At 64.6% G+C, this 18,730-nt stretch carries 13 protein-coding genes; 1 reads left to right on the forward strand and 12 read right to left on the reverse strand.

The features are described 5' to 3' along the window. Positions 1–103: 103 nt before the first annotated feature. Positions 104–2,776, reverse strand: coding sequence for a pyruvate dehydrogenase (acetyl-transferring), homodimeric type (aceE, locus tag A7V84_RS20345; protein WP_063492071.1), 2,673 nt, complete (start codon positions 2,774–2,776; stop codon positions 104–106). 174 nt (positions 2,777–2,950) lie between these two features. On the opposite strand from aceE, the gene A7V84_RS20350 reads away from it, so the two are divergent. Beyond that, complete coding sequence (locus tag A7V84_RS20350) at positions 2,951–3,406, forward strand: MarR family winged helix-turn-helix transcriptional regulator (protein WP_025517722.1); 456 nt, start codon at positions 2,951–2,953, stop codon at positions 3,404–3,406. 165 nt (positions 3,407–3,571) lie between these two features. Here the strand turns inward: A7V84_RS20350 and A7V84_RS20355 are convergent, their stop codons facing one another. The 11 genes from A7V84_RS20355 to A7V84_RS20405 form a co-directional block, all read right to left on the reverse strand. Further along, positions 3,572–4,885 (reverse strand): tryptophan--tRNA ligase, encoded by a 1,314-nt coding sequence (locus A7V84_RS20355; RefSeq protein ID WP_025517723.1) that lies wholly within the window; start codon positions 4,883–4,885, stop codon positions 3,572–3,574. 49 nt (positions 4,886–4,934) lie between these two features. Beyond that, on the reverse strand, positions 4,935–5,261 hold the full coding sequence (locus A7V84_RS20360; RefSeq protein WP_025517725.1) for a DUF3325 domain-containing protein: 327 nt from the start codon (positions 5,259–5,261) through the stop codon (positions 4,935–4,937). A gap of 2 nt (positions 5,262–5,263) precedes the next feature. Next, positions 5,264–6,802, reverse strand: coding sequence for a PepSY-associated TM helix domain-containing protein (locus A7V84_RS20365; protein WP_063492594.1), 1,539 nt, complete (start codon positions 6,800–6,802; stop codon positions 5,264–5,266). A gap of 119 nt (positions 6,803–6,921) precedes the next feature. Continuing rightward, complete coding sequence (locus A7V84_RS20370) at positions 6,922–7,218, reverse strand: DUF3649 domain-containing protein (protein WP_025517728.1); 297 nt, start codon at positions 7,216–7,218, stop codon at positions 6,922–6,924. Between the two features lie 180 nt (positions 7,219–7,398). Next, positions 7,399–9,870, reverse strand: coding sequence for a TonB-dependent siderophore receptor (locus tag A7V84_RS20375; RefSeq protein WP_063492070.1), 2,472 nt, complete (start codon positions 9,868–9,870; stop codon positions 7,399–7,401). Between the two features lie 109 nt (positions 9,871–9,979). Further along, positions 9,980–10,891 (reverse strand): DUF4880 domain-containing protein, encoded by a 912-nt coding sequence (locus A7V84_RS20380; protein WP_082832993.1) that lies wholly within the window; start codon positions 10,889–10,891, stop codon positions 9,980–9,982. Then, positions 10,884–11,411: a sigma-70 family RNA polymerase sigma factor gene (locus A7V84_RS20385; RefSeq protein ID WP_063939940.1), complete on the reverse strand. Its 528-nt coding sequence runs from the start codon at positions 11,409–11,411 to the stop codon at positions 10,884–10,886. Before A7V84_RS20385 ends, A7V84_RS20380 begins: the two co-directional genes overlap by 8 nt. 130 nt (positions 11,412–11,541) lie before the next feature. Beyond that, a complete protein-coding gene (gene zapE, locus A7V84_RS20390; protein ID WP_025517734.1) occupies positions 11,542–12,633 on the reverse strand; it encodes a cell division protein ZapE in 1,092 nt (363 codons plus the stop codon). Between the two features lie 118 nt (positions 12,634–12,751). Beyond that, the gene (gene lpdA / locus A7V84_RS20395; RefSeq protein WP_025517736.1) at positions 12,752–14,179 is read right to left on the reverse strand and encodes a dihydrolipoyl dehydrogenase; all 1,428 of its coding nucleotides are present in this window, start codon (positions 14,177–14,179) and stop codon (positions 12,752–12,754) included. A 96-nt stretch (positions 14,180–14,275) separates the two neighbouring features. Then, a complete protein-coding gene (gene odhB / locus A7V84_RS20400; protein ID WP_025517737.1) occupies positions 14,276–15,487 on the reverse strand; it encodes a 2-oxoglutarate dehydrogenase complex dihydrolipoyllysine-residue succinyltransferase in 1,212 nt (403 codons plus the stop codon). A gap of 47 nt (positions 15,488–15,534) precedes the next feature. After that, positions 15,535–18,405, reverse strand: a complete 2,871-nt coding sequence (locus A7V84_RS20405) for a 2-oxoglutarate dehydrogenase E1 component (protein ID WP_025517738.1) — start codon at positions 18,403–18,405, stop codon at positions 15,535–15,537. Between the last annotated feature and the right edge of the window lie 325 nt (positions 18,406–18,730).

Consider the following 18,730-nt stretch of genomic DNA (forward strand, 5'->3'; position numbering starts at 1 on the left):
CTGATCAATGAACCATGAGACCGGACGGGGATCCGTCCCCATCCGGCAGCGATCATAGCAAGGCACGCGTGCGCCAGGCCGGCACGGCGAAAGGAAAGCGCGTTTATTGAATGCTGGCCGGGTCGGTTTTCCCCGGATCGATCTCGTAGCGCTGCATAGCTTCGCTCACGCGCTGGCGCGCAATCAAGCCATCATCGGCCAGCGCCTTGAGGGCGGCCAGGGCAATGAAGCGACGATCGACCTCGAAGAAGCTGCGCAACGATTCCCGCGTGTCCGAGCGCCCGAAACCGTCGGTGCCCAGAGCCACGAAGCGCCCCGGCACGAACGGCCGGATCTGGTCCGCGACGATCTTCATGTAGTCGGTCGCCACCAGCACCGGCCCGGGATGGCCTTGCAGACACTGCTGCACATAGGAAATCCTTGGCTCGTCCTGCGGATGCAGCAGATTCCAGCGTTCGGCGGCCAGGCCATCGCGGCGCAGTTCGGTCAGGCTGGTGGCGCTCCAGACATCGCTTTGCACGCCGAAGTCATGGGCCAGCATTTCACTGGCGGCGAGCACCTCGCGCAGAATCGCGCCGCTGCCCATGAGCTGCGCCCGTGGCGCCTGCCAGGCGCCCTGATCTGCCGCACGCAGCAGGTACAGGCCCTTGAGGATGCCGGCCTCGCTGCCCATCGGCAGTGCCGGATTGGGATAGTTTTCGTTCAGCAGGGTGATGTAATAGTAGATATCTTCCTGCTCGGCATACATGCGCCGCAAGCCGTCCTGGATGATGACGGCCAACTCATAGGCATAGGTGGGGTCATAGGAAATGCAATTCGGAATCACCGACGACAAGACGTGGCTGTGCCCGTCGTCATGCTGCAACCCCTCCCCCATCAACGTGGTGCGCCCCGACGTGGCGCCCAGCAGAAAGCCGCGCGTGCGCGCATCGGCCGCGGCCCAGGCCAGGTCCCCTACCCGCTGCAGCCCGAACATCGAATAAAAGATATAGAAGGGAATCGCAGCCACGCCGTGATTGCTGTAGGCCGTGCCCGCGGCGATCCACGAGGCGATGGCGCCGGACTCGTTGATGCCCTCCTGCAGGATCTGCCCGTCCTTGGCTTCCTTGTAATAACTCAGCTGCCCGGCATCCTGCGGGGTATAAAGCTGGCCCAGATAGGCGTGGATGCCGATCTGGCGGAACAGTCCCTCCATGCCAAAGGTGCGTGACTCATCCGGCACGATCGGAATGACCAACTTGCCCAGTTCCGGGTGCTTGAGCAAAGTGGCCAGGATACGCACGAAAGACATGGTGGTGGACACTCCGCGCTCGCCGCTGTCCTTGAGCTGCGTGGCGAAAGCCTCCAGGGCAGGCACGGCCAGCGGGGCCACCCTGGCCACGCGCGCCGGCACATAACCGCCCAGCGCCTCGCGCCGCGCTGCGAAGTAACGTCCTTCCGCGCTCTCGGGGGCCGGTTTCAGATAGGGCATTTCTTCGAGCTGCCCATCCGGGACCGGCAGATCGAAACGGTCGCGAAAAGCGCGCACGGCATCGGCGCTCATCTTCTTGAGCTGGTGGTTGATGTTCTGGCCCTCACCGGCCTCACCCATGCCGAAACCCTTGACCGTCTTGACCAGCACCACACTGGGACAACCCGTCTTGCGTGAGGCGGCCTCGTAGGCGGCATAGACTTTCTCGAAATCATGGCCGCCGCGCGTCAACGCCCAGATGTCGTCATCCGACAGATGCGCCACGAGCTCCAGCAGCACGGGATACTTGCCGAAGAAATGCTCGCGGACATAGGCGCCGCCTTGCGACTTGAAGGTCTGGTATTCGCCGTCGACGCATTCCATCATGCGCTGGCGCAGCAGCCCGGTGGCATCACGCTCAAGCAAATCATCCCAGCCGCTGCCCCACAGCACCTTGATCACATGCCAGCCGGCGGCGCGGAACGCGCCCTCCAGTTCCTGCACGATCTTGGCGTTGCCGCGCACCGGCCCGTCCAGGCGCTGCAAATTGCAATTGACCACGAAGATCAGGTTATCGAGCCGCTCGCGCCCGGCCAGAGAGATCGCCGCCAGGGACTCGGGCTGGTCCATCTCGCCATCGCCCAGGAAAGCCCAGACCTTGCGCCCCTGGTGCGCCAGCAGGCCACGGTATTCCAGATAGCGCATGAAGCGCGCCTGATAGGCGGCCGTCAGCGGCCCAAGGCCCATGGATACCGTCGGGAATTGCCAGAAATCCGGCATCAGTCGCGGGTGCGGATAAGAAGACAGGCCCTCGCCCCCGGCCTCGCGCCGGAAATTGTCCAGCTGCGCTTCGGTAATGCGTCCTTCCAGGTACGCACGGCCGTAGATACCCGGCGCAGAATGCCCCTGGATATAGACCATGTCGCCGCCGTAACGCTCGGTGCGGCCACGAAAGAAATGATTGAAACCGACGTCATACAGCACGGCAGCCGATTGATAGGTGGCGATGTGTCCACCCACGTTCGAGTGCTTGCCCGCGCGCAGCACCATCACCATGGCGTTCCAGCGGATATATGCGTTAAGGCGCGCTTCCAGCGCCAGATCGCCGGGATAGGCGGGTTGTTGCGCACGACCGATGGTGTTGACGTAGGCGGTCGTCACACGCCCGTGCAGATCACCATGGCGCTGCGCGTCGGCATCGATCAGCTGATCGATGAGGTAATGGGCGCGCGGGCGGCCTTCGGCAGCCACCACGGCCTCCAGCGCCTCCAGCCACTCTCGTGTTTCCTGAGGATCGACATCGCGCAAGGCAAGGGGCGGATTCATGGCATTTCTCCTGGACAAGACGGCAGGTCATAACAGGCCGTCGTTCGAGGCGGCCGGGAAAACTCGCGATGGGAAGGTCATCCCATAGAGTTGCATTTGCAATCATAGCATTTGCAACCATATGGCATGAGCTAGAATCCCGTTTGCCACCCGCAACGCAACAGGAACAGTGTGATGACGGCGAAAGAGCCCGATCTTTGGTACGCGTTCGTGCGCACGCACCGCCTCATGATCCGCGAGATCGAGCGCCGCCTGGCTGCCGCCGGCCTGCCTGGCTACGCCTGGTACGACGCCCTCTGGGGTCTGGAAAGCGGGCCCGATGGCACTCGCCGCATGCATGAGCTGGCCGACACCCTGGCCATCGAACGCTATAACCTCACCCGGCTGATCGACCGCCTGGAAAAGGAAGGCCTGGTCACGCGCAGCCGCAGTGCCGACGACGGCCGCGCCGCCTTCGCCTCGATCACCAAAGAAGGCCGGGCCCTGCGCAGGAAGATGTGGAAAATCTACGAGTCCACCGTGGCCGAGCTCTTTCTGGCCGAGTTCCCGGCAGATCTGCAAACCACGCTGGCCGCCGCCCTGAATCGCAGCGCCGCCGCCGCCCGCGCCAGCACGGACAGGGCCCGCTAGGTACGGGACTGATTGAGCGCTCCGGGACTCGGGCGATACCCATGCCCCGGCGCGTCGCAAGCGTGCAGTCCCCGCCGCGCCTGCACGAACGGCCACGGCAGCCAGGCGCCCGCCCAATGAAAACAGCTGCCCGCAGGCAGCTGTCAGGGGTCACGCAGATGGCAGTCAGCCCGCCAGGCTGGCGAGCGCCAGGCGGATGCGGACTTCATCCACCCCTGCGCAGGCCTGCGCGACCACGGCCCCTTCCAGGGTGACGTCGCCACTATCGGCCAACACTACCTCGCCCTCAGGGAATTGCTTGATCACCGTGCCTGCCGCCTTGGGGTCGACAAAAGGCTTGGAGACCAGCAGCTCATCGCCATCGGCGGCCAGAAGACGGAACCGGAAGCTGCCGTCCTGCTCGCGGAAGCTGACGAAACGCGCGCCTTTGGCCGACGGCTTCTTGCTCTCGGCGGCCGACACCGGTGCGGCGCCCAGGCGCGACAGACCCACGGCATCGCGCAGCCGGGCCATCAGTGGACGGGCATGCTCACGCGCCTTGCGCGCGCCGGCCTGCAGGATGTCTTCGATCTGATCCGGGTTGGCCATCAAGGCATCGTACCTGTCGCGCATGGGGGCCACGATGCCCTCAAGCAGCTCATACAGTGCGTTCTTGGCGTCGCCCCAGGCCATGCCTGCCTGCAGTTGCTCACGCAGCGCCGTGGCCTGCGCCGGCGTCGCAAAGGCGCGGTAGATCGTGAACAGATGCGAATCCTCGGCATCCTTGGGCTCGCCCGGCTGACGCGAGTCGGTCACGATGCGCGACACCGCCGCACGCAAAGCCTTTGCGCCGCCTTCGAACAGCGGAATCGTATTGTTGTAGCTCTTGGACATCTTGCGCCCGTCCAGCCCCGGCAAGGTCGCCACGTCTTCCTCGATCTGCACTTCCGGCAGCACGAAGAAATCCCCCTGGTAAAGATGATTGAAACGTTGGGCGATGTCGCGCGCCATCTCCAGGTGCTGCACCTGATCGCGCCCGACCGGAACCTTGTGCGCGTTGAACAGCAGGATGTCCGCCGCCATCAGCACCGGGTAGGAAAACAAGCCCATGGTCACGCCATCATCGGGCTCCACGCCCTTGGCGTTGTTCTGATCCACCGAGGCCTTGTAGGCATGAGCGCGATTCATCAGGCCCTTGGGCGTGACACAGGTCAGCAGCCAGGTCAGCTCCGTCGTTTCGGGAATATCCGACTGACGGTAGAAGGTGACTTTTTCGGGATCCAGGCCGGCAGCCAGCCACGTCGCGGCGATTTCCAGGCGCGAGCGGGCCACGCGTGCCGGATCATCACACTTGATCAGCGCGTGGTAGTCGGCCAGAAAAAAGAAGGCGTCAGCCCCCGGCTGCGTGCTGGCACGGATCGCCGGACGCAAGGCGCCCGCATAGTTGCCGAGATGAGGAGTACCTGTGGTGGTGATACCAGTAAGAACGCGAGTAGTCATGGCACGTAACGTAAGCTGCAGGGACGGAACAAGCTTGCAGTGTAACGTGTCAACCGAAGGCAGCCAGCAACAGGGCCGCGCCAGCCGCAGCGCCGCCCAGCCCCCAGGCCAGGCGCGCGGCGTAGGTCAGGATCCAGATCAACAGCAGGCCGGCCGCCGTCAGCAGGCCGATCCACTGGATACTGCCGTAGGACCATCCATCGGCCAAGGCGCAGCTCCACAACGACAACCCCAGCGCCACGGCACCCAGGGCACGCAAGATACGCTGGTGCGTGCGCGACAGCGTACGATCAAAGGCGTCTTCGTAGTGGCGTTCCATCGCCAGGCTCAAGGCGGCAAAGCCGCCAAAGGCCAGGAAAAAAGCCATCAGGTTCATGCTCAGCTCTCCATGGCCGCGCGCGGCGCGCGGCGGGGTTGTAGCGCCGGAGCCGCCAAGCGGCGGGCGCAGCGATGCGCCACCCAGGCAAAGAACAGACCCGTGGCCACGCAACTCAGATCAAAGCCGGCCATGACCCAATCACCGGCCGACAACGATTGGCCCAGGTGACGCGGCGAAGTCAACGCATTGACCAGCGGCACCAGGACGAAGGCGGCTGCGGTCAAGGCCATCAGGTCGCGCCATTTGGCGCGCCGGCGGACGAAGGCATAGGCCAGGCCGAATATCCACGCAAGGAAGAACCCCCGCACTTCCCATTGCGCATGCTGGGCGAGGTCCACCGGCAGCAGCCGGTTCAGCAGGAAGAACACCGCCACTCCCAGGCACACGCCGCCGATGGTGCCGGCATTGAGCGCATCGACCAGACGCAGCGAGAACGTCTCGCCCTTGGGTTGTTTCTGGCGCCGCTTGGCCACCCAGAGCACCAGCCCGGTGGCGACCATGGCCGTGCCGGCCATGCTCACCAGGAAGTACAGCCAACGCAACACTGTCTGGGCATAAAGGCCCAGGTGCAGCCCCACGATGGTGCCGGCCGTGACCGCAACCGCGCCATCGCCATCATGGCGCTTGAGCAATTCGCCCGAGACCCCGTTGAAAGTCAGCACCGGCGCCATGCGCCCATAAGAAACCCGGTCGGTATTGGACCGAGAAACGCTCACCGTCGCCCCGGCATCGCCCGGATGGTTGATCGTCATGCGGCCCACTTTGCCGCCATCCCAGATGGACTCGGCCTGCTGTAGCAGGGGCACCAGCGGCGTGAGTGCCGCCGGCACTTTCTGAGGCGGCGTTACCGCGAACGAGGGAAACAATTCGTCGAAATAGGCGCGTTCGTTGTCGTAAGCCGCCATGATGCCGGCCGGCATCAACATGGCCATGAACAGCACCAGGCCGCTGAAGGTGATCATCAGATGAAACGGCAGGCCCAGCACAGACAACACGTTGTGCCCGTCCATCCAGGCGCGCTGCCCGCCCTTGCGCGGCCGGAAGGTGAAGAAGTCGGTGAAGATCTTCTTGTGGGTGATCACCCCGCTTATGATCGCCAGCAGCATGAACATGCCGGCGACGCTCGCCAGCCAGCGGCCCCACGGGTAGCCCACTTCGAGTTCGAAGTGAAAACGGTAGAAGAAGTCGCCCCCGCGCGTGGCGCGCGCCGAGATCTCCTGGCCGGTATCGGGGTCCAGCATGACACGCTTGAAGCCGCGCTCGCCCGGCGCCGGATTGGGGATCTGATACGACACGCTGACCCAGGGTTCACGCTCACTGGGCACGTTGATGAACCAACGCGTCGCCTGCGTGGCATGCGTCTTGAGATAGCGCTCGGCAGTTTCCACCGCCTTGGCCGGCGGCACCATCTGGGCCGTGATCTCGGGCTGCATCCAGCGTGTGATCTCGGGCCGGAAGAAAGCCAGCGTGCCGGTCAGGAACATCGCGAACAACACCCAGCCGAACAGCAGGCCGGACCAGGTGTGCAGCCAGGACATCGCCTGACGCAGGCCTTCGGCCTGCGCCGGCCGTGCCGCCCGGCCCTTGCCCGAAGCGGGCTTGCCGGCTGGGGTCGCCAACCTTCCCGCACTGGCTGCCGGCGTCTTTACCGCATCACTCATTTCGCGCCCATCCAGTACAGCAGGGCCAGCAGCGCCGTGGGCACCATGATCCCGCCCCAGGCGCGCCAGGCGCTGTAAGTGGCAAAGACCCAGATCACGCCGCAGGCATAGACCACAAAGGCCAGCATCTGGGCTGTCACCACGGCATCCACGCGGGACATGGGCAGCCATACCGCCAGGCAGGCCGCTGCAGCCGACGCCAGGGCGTAGCCGCCGCCTATGGCCGCCAGGGCACGCGAGGCCACGGCGAACCGGTAGCGCAGCATCGCCGCGCCCGAATTAGGAGCTTTCACGTCATTCCAGAAAAAGATTGCCGATACCCGCTGCATCAGCAAAAAAACCTGCAAATTATAATAATTCCTAATCGTATTTGATAGTAGAGCCATCCATGAGCGCAATCGGGGCTGCGGCCATGCCCGGGGGAGCACCGCCGGCGCCGCCCATCCGGATAGCCATCCGGATGGGCGACGGGCTTACCAGCGGTAGCGCAGGCTGGCCTTGACCGTGCGCTGATAACCGAACCAGCACCAGGCATCATTCAGGCACGACGCGACGTACTCCTTGTCGAACAGGTTCGAGACATTGAGCGCCACCTGCATGCCCTTGAGCGACGTCGTCAGACGCCCCAGGTCGTAGTCGATCATGACATCCACCAACGTGGCCGATGGCACTTTGTAGGTGTTGGCCGAGTTGCCCCAGGTCGAGCCCAGGTAGCGAACGCCTGCCCCGACCCCCAGCCCCGACAGCGGCCCTTCCTGCAGCTGATAACGCGCCCACACCGACGCGTTGTGCTCGGGCACACCGGCCTGGCGCTTGCCTTTCAGGTTGAAGCCCACCAGATCGGCATTGGCCTTGGTGTACTTGTTGTCCAGGTAGGTGTAGGCCGCCGTCACCGCCAGCCCGCGGATGGGCTGGGATTTGGCTTCCAGTTCGATCCCCTTGCTGCGGACCTCGCCCGCCTGGATCGAGCAGCGGCCCGTGCCGCAGATGTGATCCGGATTGGGGTCGGTGGTCAGCATGTTCTGGCGGCGCAGATCAAAGGCGGCCAGCGTGACCATGGTGTCGGCCCCCGGCGGCTCATACTTCAGGCCGATCTCATACTGCTTGCCCTCGATGGGCTTGAAGGTCGCGTTATTCCAGCCTGTGCCGGATTGCGGCTCGAACGACTCGCTGTAGCTGACATAGGGTGCCAGGCCATTGTCGAAGTTGTAGATCAGGCCCGCGCGGCCCGTGAACGCCTCGGCCGACAATGCCGAGCTGCTGTGGGTGCCGCGCTGCAGGTTGTCGGTGCCGGTGTGGGTACGGGCCCAGTCATACCGTCCGCCCAGCAACAGCGACAGCTTGTCCCACTTGATCTGATCCTGTGCGTACAGACCGGTCTGCACCTGGCGTTGGGTCTGATCCGACGTGAAGGCCGGCACCGGGATGCGCATGCGATTGTTCGGATTGAGGACATCGATCGGCGGCGCCGAACCGGAGCCCGACAAGGTGTCGGTGCGCACGTGCTGGTAATCGAAGCCGGTGATGAAAGTATGCGCTAGCGGGCCCGTATCGAAACGCGCCTGCAGGTTGTTGTCCAGCGTGAAGGCATCGACATCCACATCGGTGGCGATGGCGGCGCGCTGCTGATAACGATAGTCCGGGCCGGTGTAGCCGTAGTAAGGCGAGCTGCTGCCATACACGCTGCGATACACCCCTTCGGCATGCTGGTAGCGCAGGCTCTGGCTGACCTTGAAGGTATCGTTGAAGCGGTGTTCGAACACGTACCCCAAGGAATAGCTCTTGCGGTCGCTCTTTTCGAAGTTGGCGTCGCCGTCGTAGTAATTGGGCTTGAGCTTGCGGCCGTCCGGCGCCGAAAGCACCGTGCGCATCGCCGAGGCGGCGCCATACGAGCCCATATCCGGATCGTGCTGGAAGTTGGTCAGTATGGTCAGGCTGGTGTCGGCACTGGGTTGCCAGGTGAAGGCCGGCGACACGAAATAGCGCCGCTCCTTGGTGTGCTTGAGCTGGCCGTCCGAACCATAGGCCGACCCCGTCATCCGGTACATCAGGGTGCCTTGCTCATCAAGCGCGCCGCCGAAGTCCATGTTGACGCGGCGCAGGTCGAAATTGCCCGCCTGTACCTCGACCTCATTCTGGCGCTCCAGCGTAGGGCGCTTGCTGACCTGGTTGACCACCCCACCCGGCCCGCCCTGGCCATACATGACCGACGACGGGCCCTTGAGCACATCGACGCGCTCCAGGCGATAGGCATCGACCTGCGGCAAGGCATCGCGCCCGCCAAAGACGCGCATGCCGTCCAGATAGGTCGAGGCCGAGAAGCCGCGCACGGTGAACTGATCCAGGCGCGTGGCCGTGGCCCCGCGCGTCTCGGTCGCCACGCCGGAGGTATAGCGCAACACCTGGTTGAGCGTCTGCGCGCCCTGCTCCGTCATCTGCTCGCGCGTGACCACGGACACGGACTGAGGGATCTCGATCAACGGCGTGTCGGTGCGCGTCGCGCTGACGATCGCGGTGGCCACATAGCCGTCGGTCGGGTCATTGGGATTGCTGCTGCCCCGCACCGTGATCGGCGCCAAGGTCTGCGCGCCCTGGACGGACGGCACCGCCTGCAGGGTCCAGACGCCGTCGGCGGCCCGCCGCGCCTGCAGCCCGCTGCCGGCCAGCAAGGCGGCAAACCCCCCGCCCACGTCATACTGGCCTTGCAGGCCGGAACTGGTGCGGCCCCGCAATTGCGCCGGGTCGAAAGACAGCACCGCCCCGGCAGCATGGGCAAACCGGGTCAAGGCCGTTGCAAGCGGACCTGCCGGGATATCGTAGCTCGCAACGGCTGCCTGGGCCTGCGCGGCCTGGGCGCTCAGTGCGCCGGCGCCGGCCAGCGCGCTGCTCAGCACACCGCATGCCAGGCGCTGGCGCCAGGCGGGGGAGTCGGACAAAGTGGACAAAGCAAATGGCTCCTGTAGCAAAACTGGCGGATTCATAAGACAGTCCGAAGCAGGACGGCCAATCTGCAGTGTCCCTGGCAGAATTTTTGTAACTGATTGAGTCGTCGAATCAGGCCGGCACGACACTGAGCCAGAAGCGGCTGCGCCGCTCGATCTGAATCGGCAGCGACCGCGCTGCCGCGGCCAGCGCACGCTCGGCGTCATAAAGCGGAAAGACGCCCGACACGCGCAATCCGGCCACCCGATCGTCGACGAGAATGACGCCATGCCTGGCCCGCGAAAGCCGGTACACCAGACGATCCAGAGACCAATCCTGGGCGACCACCAGGCCGTCCACCCAGGCCGCGGCGTCGGCATCCACGGCTTGCAGCCTCAGTCCGCCCGCCCGCCCCAGACGCAGCCCCTGAGGCGCGGACAGCCGTTGCTGCAGCTCGCCGTGATCGACGGCCAATCCCCCCTCCAGCAACTCGACCCGGCAGCCGCGTTCGCCGCGTGCCGCGCAAAAGCGCGCCTGCTCGGTATGCAGCAAGCCAAAGCCGGTATCGAGCCACAGCGGCGCCGAACGCACATCGGCCAGCACCTCGCCGCGCAACAAGTGCACGGCGTGACCACCGCCCTGCTGCCGTACCCGCAGCGCCGTATCGCTGGCCAGAATGAGCGAGGCCCCGGACCCCAGGGCCACGTGACGGGTCTGCCCTACGGGACTGCCGAAATCCGCCACCAGATGCTGCCACGGGGCGTGGCGATAGACGCCCCAACCCGCCAGCGCCCCGACTCCCAGACCCAGCAGGCCCCGCAACACCGTGCGGCGGCGCACTGGCGTGAACGCGGCATGCGCCAGCGCTGGCGGCACCTGGCGTATGCCGCGCTCGACTGCCCGCACACGCTCCCAGGCCTGCCGATGCCCGGCGTCGGCGCGCAACCAGGCCTCCAGCTCGGCGCGCTGCTGCTCGGTCGCCGCGCCGGACTGCATGCAGACCCACCAGGAAATCGCCTCGCGGCGAAGTGCCGCCTCACTCATGGAAGACCTCGCAGCAGGCGGTCATGGCGCGGATCATGTATTGCTGCACCGAGCTGAGCGAGACATTCAGGCGCGCGGCGATCTCGGCATAAGCCAGCCCATCGATCTGCGACAGCAGAAAGGTCTGGCGCACGCGCGGCGGCAGTTCGGCGAGCATGCGGTCCAGGGTGCAGAGCGTCTGCATCAACTGCATGCGCTCCTGGGGAGAAGGTTCTGCGCCTTGCGGCAGGCTGGCCAGATAGTCGAGGCAGGCCTGCTCCAGGGCGTTGCGGCGACGGTAGTCGATGACCAGGCCCCGGGCGATCGTGGCCAGAAACACCCTGGCCTGATCGGCGCGCACGACCTTGCGGCCCTGCAGAATGCGCATGAAAACATCCTGGCTCAGGTCTTCGGCCTGCTGCGGGCTGTCCACCCGCCGCCGCAACCAACCCATCAGCCAGGGACGATGCTCCCGGTACAGGCCTTCAAGCGGCGCACTGGCCGCTGGCGTCACGGTGGGGAAAGAAACATGCGCGGACACAGGGATAGCTGCAAGATAACGACCAAAACAGGCATGTTATTGATAATCACTTGCATTATCAATATATAGGCCCTATCCGCCCCCCTGCTCCGCCCAAAAAACAACACCCCGCGAACGGGGTGTCGGAAACTTACAGAATTCCTGCCTGGCGCCGTTCGGACTCCAGGTATTCGCGGGACTGCATTTCGAGAATGCGCGACACCGTGCGATGGAATTCATTGGCCAGCACGCCCTCGGTGTACAGCTCTTCGGCGGGACACTCGGCCGACATGATGAGTTTGACCTTGTGGTCATAGAACACATCGATCAACCACGTGAAGCGGCGGGCCTCGGAGGCTTGGCGTGGCCCCATGCGCGGAACGTCCGACAGAATCACGGCGTGGAAGCGATTGGCCAACTCGAGGTAATCATTCTGAGAACGCGGGCCGCCACAAAGCGTGGCGAAGTCGAACCACACCACCGAACCCGCAAGCGCCACGGCCCGTATCTCGCGATGCTCGATATGCAGCAACGGCTCCTGGGGCGCCGTATCGGCCAGCTGGTTGAAAGCCTGCTGCAACGCCTGGCTCGCCGCCTCATCCAGCGGCGAGTGATAACACTGCACCTGTTCGAGCGAACGACGCCGGTAATCGATGCCCGCGTCCACATTCATGATGTCCATGCGCGCCTCGATGAGTGCAATGGCCGGCAGGATACGATCGCGGTGCAAGCCCTCGGGGTACAGCGTGGACGGCTCGTAGTTGGACGTCATGATGAATGACGTGCCGTACTCGAACAGTTTGAAGAGCAGCCGGTGCAGAATCATGGCATCGGCCACATCGGAGACGTGGAACTCGTCGAAACAGATCAGGCGATAGCGCTTGGCCACGCGCCGGGCAACCTCGTCGAGCGGATCCTGCATGCCCTTGACGTTTTCCAACTCGCGATGGACACCGCGCATGAACTCGTGAAAGTGCAGCCTTGTCTTGCGTTGCACCGGCACGGTGGCGTAGAACGCGTCCATCAGAAAGCTCTTGCCCCGCCCCACCCCTCCCCACAGATAGACGCCGCGCGGCACTTCGGGCCGGTTTAGCAGTTTCTTCAGGGCATTGGAGCGCATCGACTTGAAGCGCACCCAATCGTCGTAGTAACGCTGCAGGCGATCGATCGCCTTCAGCTGGGCCTCGTCGGGCTGATAACCCCGTTCGGCCAGGGCGTGTTCGTAATATTCGCGGACGTTCATCTCGGCTTCCTGGCGGCACGCCAGCATGCGAACGCCGCCAACCCTGTCGGATTGGCGGCGTCGCGGCACATCGAAACGCCGGGGCAGCCGATACCGCTGCTGCGCCCGGCGCGCGGCATCAGAAGTTCAGCGCGCGCTTGTCCACCGCCAGGGCGGCTTCCTTGACGGCTTCGGACAGCGTCGGGTGCGCGTGGCAGATGCGCGCGATATCTTCGGCGGCGCCACGGAACTCCATGATGGTCACGGCTTCGGAGATCAGCTCCGAGGCCATCGGACCGACAATGTGCACGCCCAGGACTTCATCGGTCTTGGCGTCGGCCAGCACCTTGGCAAAGCCCGTGGTGTCGCCCAGCGCGCGCGCACGGCCGTTGGCCATGAACGGGAAGGAACCCGCCTTGTACTCGCGGCCTTCGGCCTTGAGCTGCTGCTCGGTCTTGCCGACCCAGGCGATTTCGGGCGAGGTGTAGATGACCCAGGGCACGGTCGCGAAGTTCACGTGACCGTGCTGACCGGCGATACGCTCGGCCACCGCCACGCCTTCCTCTTCGGCCTTGTGCGCCAGCATCGGGCCGCGCACCACGTCGCCCACCGCCCACACGTTGGGCAGGTTGGTCTTGCAATCGTCGTCCACGGCGATGAAACCGCGCTCGTCGAGCTTCAGGCCCACGCTGTCGGCATCCAGGCCGCCCGTGTACGGCACGCGCCCGATCGAGACGATAAGCTTGTCGACCACCAGCTTGTGCTCGGCGCCCTTGGCGTCGGTGTAGGGGATCGTGATGGACTTGGCGCCCGCCTTGATCTCGCCGATCTTCACGCCGGTCTGGATGTCCAGGCCCTGCTTGGTGAAGGCCTTGAGGGCTTCCTTGGCCACTTGCTGGTCAGCGGCAGCCAGGAACTCCGGCATCGCTTCCAGCACGGTGACTTCGGAGCCCAGACGGCGCCACACGCTGCCCATTTCCAGGCCGATCACGCCCGCGCCGATCACGCCCAGCTTCTTGGGCACGGCCGACAGGTTGAGCGCGCCGTCGTTGGACAGCACGTTCTTTTCGTCGAACGGCAGGCCCGGCAGTTCGCGCGGCGAGGAACCGGTGGCGACCACGACATGCTTGGCAACCAGGTCTTCGTTGGCAGTGCCGGTGACCTTGATGGCCCAGCCGCCGTCGACCTTGCCGGCGAAGGCGCCCTTGCCGTGGAAGAACGTGACCTTGTTCTTCTTGAACAGGTACAGGATGCCGTCGTTGTTCTGCTTGACGACCGTGTTCTTGCGGCCGATCAGCTTGTCGAGGTTCAGTTTGACATCCTTGGCTTCGATGCCGTGATCGGCGAAGTGGTGCTTGACCCCTTCGTAGTTTTCCGAAGACTGCAGCAGCGCCTTGGACGGGATGCAACCCACGTTGGTGCAGGTGCCGCCGGGAGCAGCGCCGCCGTCACCGTTTTGCCAGGCGTCGATGCAGGCCACCGACATGCCGAGTTGCGCGGCGCGGATCGCGGCAATGTAGCCGCCGGGGCCGGCACCGATGACGACGACGTCAAATTGTTTGGACATAGTGTTCTCGATTAGGGACAGGAAGAAAGACGGCCCGTCAGGGCCGCCGCGCGCTTCAGATGCGCGCGGGGCGGCATGATTGCCGCCCCAGCCGGATTACAGGTCCAGCAGCAGGCGCTGCGGATCTTCCAGCGCTTCCTTCATGGCGACCAGGCCCAGCACGGCTTCGCGGCCGTCGATGATGCGGTGGTCATAGGACATGGCCAGGTAGTTGATCGGGCGGATCACGATCTGACCGTTCTCGACCACCGGGCGCTCCTTGGTGGCGTGCACGCCCAGGATGGCCGATTGCGGCGGGTTGATGATCGGGGTCGAGAGCATCGAACCGAACACGCCGCCGTTGGAGATCGAGAAGGTGCCGCCGGTCATTTCTTCAATGCCCAGCTTGCCGGCTGCGGCGCGCTGACCGAAGTCGGCGATGCCCTTTTCGATTTCAGCGATCGACAGCTGGTCGGCGTTGCGCAGGATCGGCACCACCAGACCGCGCGGGCTGCCCACGGCGATGCCGATGTCGAAGTAGCCGTGGTAGATGATGTCCTTGCCATCGACCGAAGCGTTCAGGACCGGGTACTTCTTCAGGGCAGCGACTGCCGCCTTGACGAAGAAGGACATGAAGCCCAGCTTCACGCCGTGTTCCTTCTCGAACTTCTCTTTGTACTTGTTGCGCAGGTCGATCACGCCCTGCATGTTGACCTCGTTGAAGGTCGTCAGGATGGCGTTTTCCTGTTGCGACTGCAGCAGGCGCTCGGCCACGCGGGCACGCAGGCGGCTCATGGGCACACGCTGCTCCGGACGGCCGTCCAGCGACAGCGTGGGCGGGGCGACCGGGGCGGCGGCCTTGGGCGCGGCGCTGGCGGACATGGCGTCAGCCTTGGTGACACGGCCGTCACGGCCGGTGCCCGCCACGCTGGCGGCATCCACGCCCTTTTCGGCGAGGATCTTCGAGGCGGCCGGCGAAGCCACGCCGGCAGCGGCGTTGCTGGCCGCAGCCGGGGCGGCGGCAGCGGCAGCCGGGGCAGCGGCGGCCGGTTCGGCAGCGGCGGCGGCCGGCGCGGCAGCGGCCTTGGCAGCCGTATCGATACGGGCGATCAGCTCACCCGAGGTGACGGTGGCGCCATCTTCCTTGACGATTTCAGCCAGCACGCCCGACGAGGGGGCAGGCACTTCGAGCACGACCTTGTCAGTCTCGATCTCGATCAGGATCTCGTCGGCCTCGACCGCAGCGCCAGGCTGTTTCTTCCAGTTCAGCAGGGTGGCTTCCGAAACCGATTCGGAAAGCTGGGGAACGACGACGTCAGTAATAGCCATGATGATGAATTCCGTTAAATGCGTGTTCTGTTGTCAGCGACCGGTGCTTACTTGGTCAGCATGAAGCCCTTGTACTTGGAAGCAAAAGCCTGCTCGATGAGCGCCTTCTGCTGCTCCTGGTGCTTGGCCAGATAGCCCACGGCCGGCGAAGCCGATGCGGGACGGCCGGCGTAGGCCAGTTTCTGGCCTTCGGCCATATTCTCGTACAAGTGGTGTTGGACATAGAACCAGGCGCCTTGGTTCTGCGGCTCGTCCTGCACCCAGATCACTTCGGTCGCCTTCGGGTACTTGCGCAGCTCGGTCTCGAACGCCTTGTGGGCGAAGGGATAGAGCTGTTCGACACGCACGATGGCGATGTGATCCGCCTCACGCTCCTTGCGGGCGTTGACCAGATCGTAATAGACCTTGCCCGAGCATGCCAGGACGCGCTTGACCGAAGAAGCCTTGATCGAGTCGTCCAGTTCACCGATGACCGGACGGAAGCTGCCGCCTGCGAGTTCGGTCAGGGGCGAGCCGGCGTCCTTGTTGCGCAGCAGCGACTTCGGCGTGAAGATCACCAGCGGCTTGCGGAACGGACGGATCATCTGGCGGCGCAGCAGATGGAAGATCTGCGAAGCCGTGGTCGGCTGAACGACCTGGATGTTGTGGTCTGCGCACAGTTGCAGGAAGCGCTCGATGCGGCCCGACGAGTGCTCCGGGCCCTGGCCTTCGTAGCCGTGCGGCAGCATCAGGGTCAGGCCCGACTGACGACCCCATTTGGCTTCGCCCGAGGAGATGAACTGGTCGATGACGACCTGCGCACCGTTGACGAAGTCACCGAACTGCGCTTCCCAGATGGTCAGGGTGTTGGGTTCGGCCGACGAGTAGCCGTATTCGAAACCGAGCACGGCCTCTTCGGACAGCACCGAGTCGATCACCGTGAACGGCGCCTGGCCTTCCGAGACGTTCTGCAGCGGAATATAGGTGCCGTCGTTCCAGCGCTCGCGGTTCTGGTCGTGCAGCACGGCGTGACGGTGCGTGAACGTGCCGCGGCCGGAGTCCTGGCCGGTGATGCGCACGGCATAGCCCGAGGCCACCAGCGTGGCGAAGGCCAGATGCTCGCCCATGCCCCAGTCGAGGTTCTGCTCGCCCTTGGCCATGTTGCGGCGGTCGTTCAGCAGCTTGGCGACCAGCGGGTGCACCGTGAAGCCTTCCGGCACCGTGGTCAGACGCTCGCCGATACGCTTGAGCTCGGCCAGCGGCACGGCGGTGTCGGCCTGGTCGGTCCACTTGGCGCCCAGGAAGGGCGACCAGTCGATCGCGTACTTGCTCTTGTAGTCGGTCAGCACCGGCTCGATGGTGCGCTGGCCGTCTTCCATCAGCTGACGGTAATCCTTGACCATCTGGTCGGCGTCGCCCTCGGCCAGCACACCCTGCGTGACCAGCTTGTCGGCGTACAGCTTGCGCGTGCCGCCGTGCTTGCCGATGCGCTTGTACATCAGCGGCTGGGTCAGCGCCGGGGTGTCCTGCTCGTTGTGGCCGAGCTTGCGGAAACAAACAATGTCGATCACGACGTCGCGGCCGAACTCCATGCGGAAGTCGAGCGCCAGACGGGTCGCGAAGACCACGGCTTCGGGGTCGTCGCCGTTGACGTGGAACACCGGGGCTTCGATCATCTTGACCACGTCGGTGCAATACAGCGTCGAACGCGAGTCACGCGGGTCGGAGGTGGTGAAGCCGATCTGGTTGTTGATGACGATGTGCAGCGTGCCGCCCGTACCATAGCCACGCGTGAGGGCCAGGTTCAGGGTTTCCATCACCACGCCCTGGCCGGCGAAAGCGGCGTCGCCGTGCACCAGCACCGGCAGCACCTGCTTGCCTTCCGGATCGCCACGACGCTCCTGGCGCGCGCGGGCGCTGCCTTCGACGACGGGGTTGACGATTTCCAGGTGGGAGGGGTTGAACGCCAGCGACAGGTGCACGGGACCGCCACGGGTCGAGACATCGCTCGAGAAGCCGTTGTGGTACTTCACGTCACCGTCGGTCAGGCCTTCGGCGTGCTTGCCTTCAAATTCGGCAAACAGATCGCCGGGCATCTTGCCCATGATGTTGACCAGCAGGTTCAGGCGGCCGCGGTGGGCCATGCCGACCACGATTTCCTGGACGCCCTTGTCGCCGGCGTGGTTCACGACCTCGTCCATCGAGGCGATGAAGCTCTCGCCGCCTTCGAGCGAGAAACGCTTCTGGCCAACGTATTTGGTATGCAGGAAACGCTCGAGCCCTTCGGACTCGGTCAGTTGCTGCAGAATGCGACGCTTTTCTTCGACCGAGAACGTCGGCGCCGACAGCGTCGACTCCAGGCGCTGCTGGATCCAGCGCTTGGCAGCCGGATCGGAGACATACATGAATTCCGCGCCGATGGAGCGGCAGTACGTATCGCGCAGGGCCTTCAGGATGTCGCGCAGCGTCATCGTGCTGGCGGTCGTGAAGTAGGTATTGGTGGCCGAGTAGGTTTGATCCAGGTCGGCTTCGGTCAGGCCGTAGAAGGCCGGATCCAGTTCGGGGATCGGCGGACGCTCCTGACGCTTGAGCGGATCGAGGTCGGCCCAGCGAACACCCAGCGAGCGATAGGCCGCGATCAGCGACTGTACCGACACCTGCTTGGAGGCCACCGACAGATCGGGCTCGACCGAGCGTTGCACGAAGGCATTGGCACGAGCGCGCTGCGCGAACGATTCGACAATGGGGGCGTGCGCCTGATCGCGCGTGGATTCCTGCCCGTCGGCTGCCGGCGTGTGCTGCAACTGGTCGAAGTACTCGCGCCAGTTATCCGGTACTGAACCGGGGTTGTCGAGATAAGCTTCATAGAGCTCCTCGACATAAGGCGCATTACCGCCGAACAGATAGGAGGTAGAAAGGGATTCTGATTCCGTAGACATAACGTCGCTTCACCTTGACGAGCGCTTCACTCGTAATCGATGCAGGAAAACCTTCCGCGACACGGGCTTCCCGGTTAGCGGATAGCAGGGGCAGAAGGCGCGTACAAGCCTTGAAAGCCGGTCCTACGAGTATACCCCTTCGGCCCTGCCCCGTCTTGCTGCAATCATGCGGCACTGCGGCAAAACCAGGCTGCCGGGAAGGCCGTGGCGCGAAGCCCCCGCAGCAAACCTCGCGCTACGGGCGCCTACGCAACTCGTACACACCGCATCATGAACACATCTCGCGGCGCCAGGTTTTCCGGCGCCGCGCAGGCGGCAGGGTGGC

Origin of the sequence: Bordetella trematum (assembly GCF_900078335.1) — a bacterium.
In the GTDB taxonomy this organism is placed as follows: Bacteria; Pseudomonadota; Gammaproteobacteria; order Burkholderiales; family Burkholderiaceae_B; genus Bordetella; species Bordetella trematum.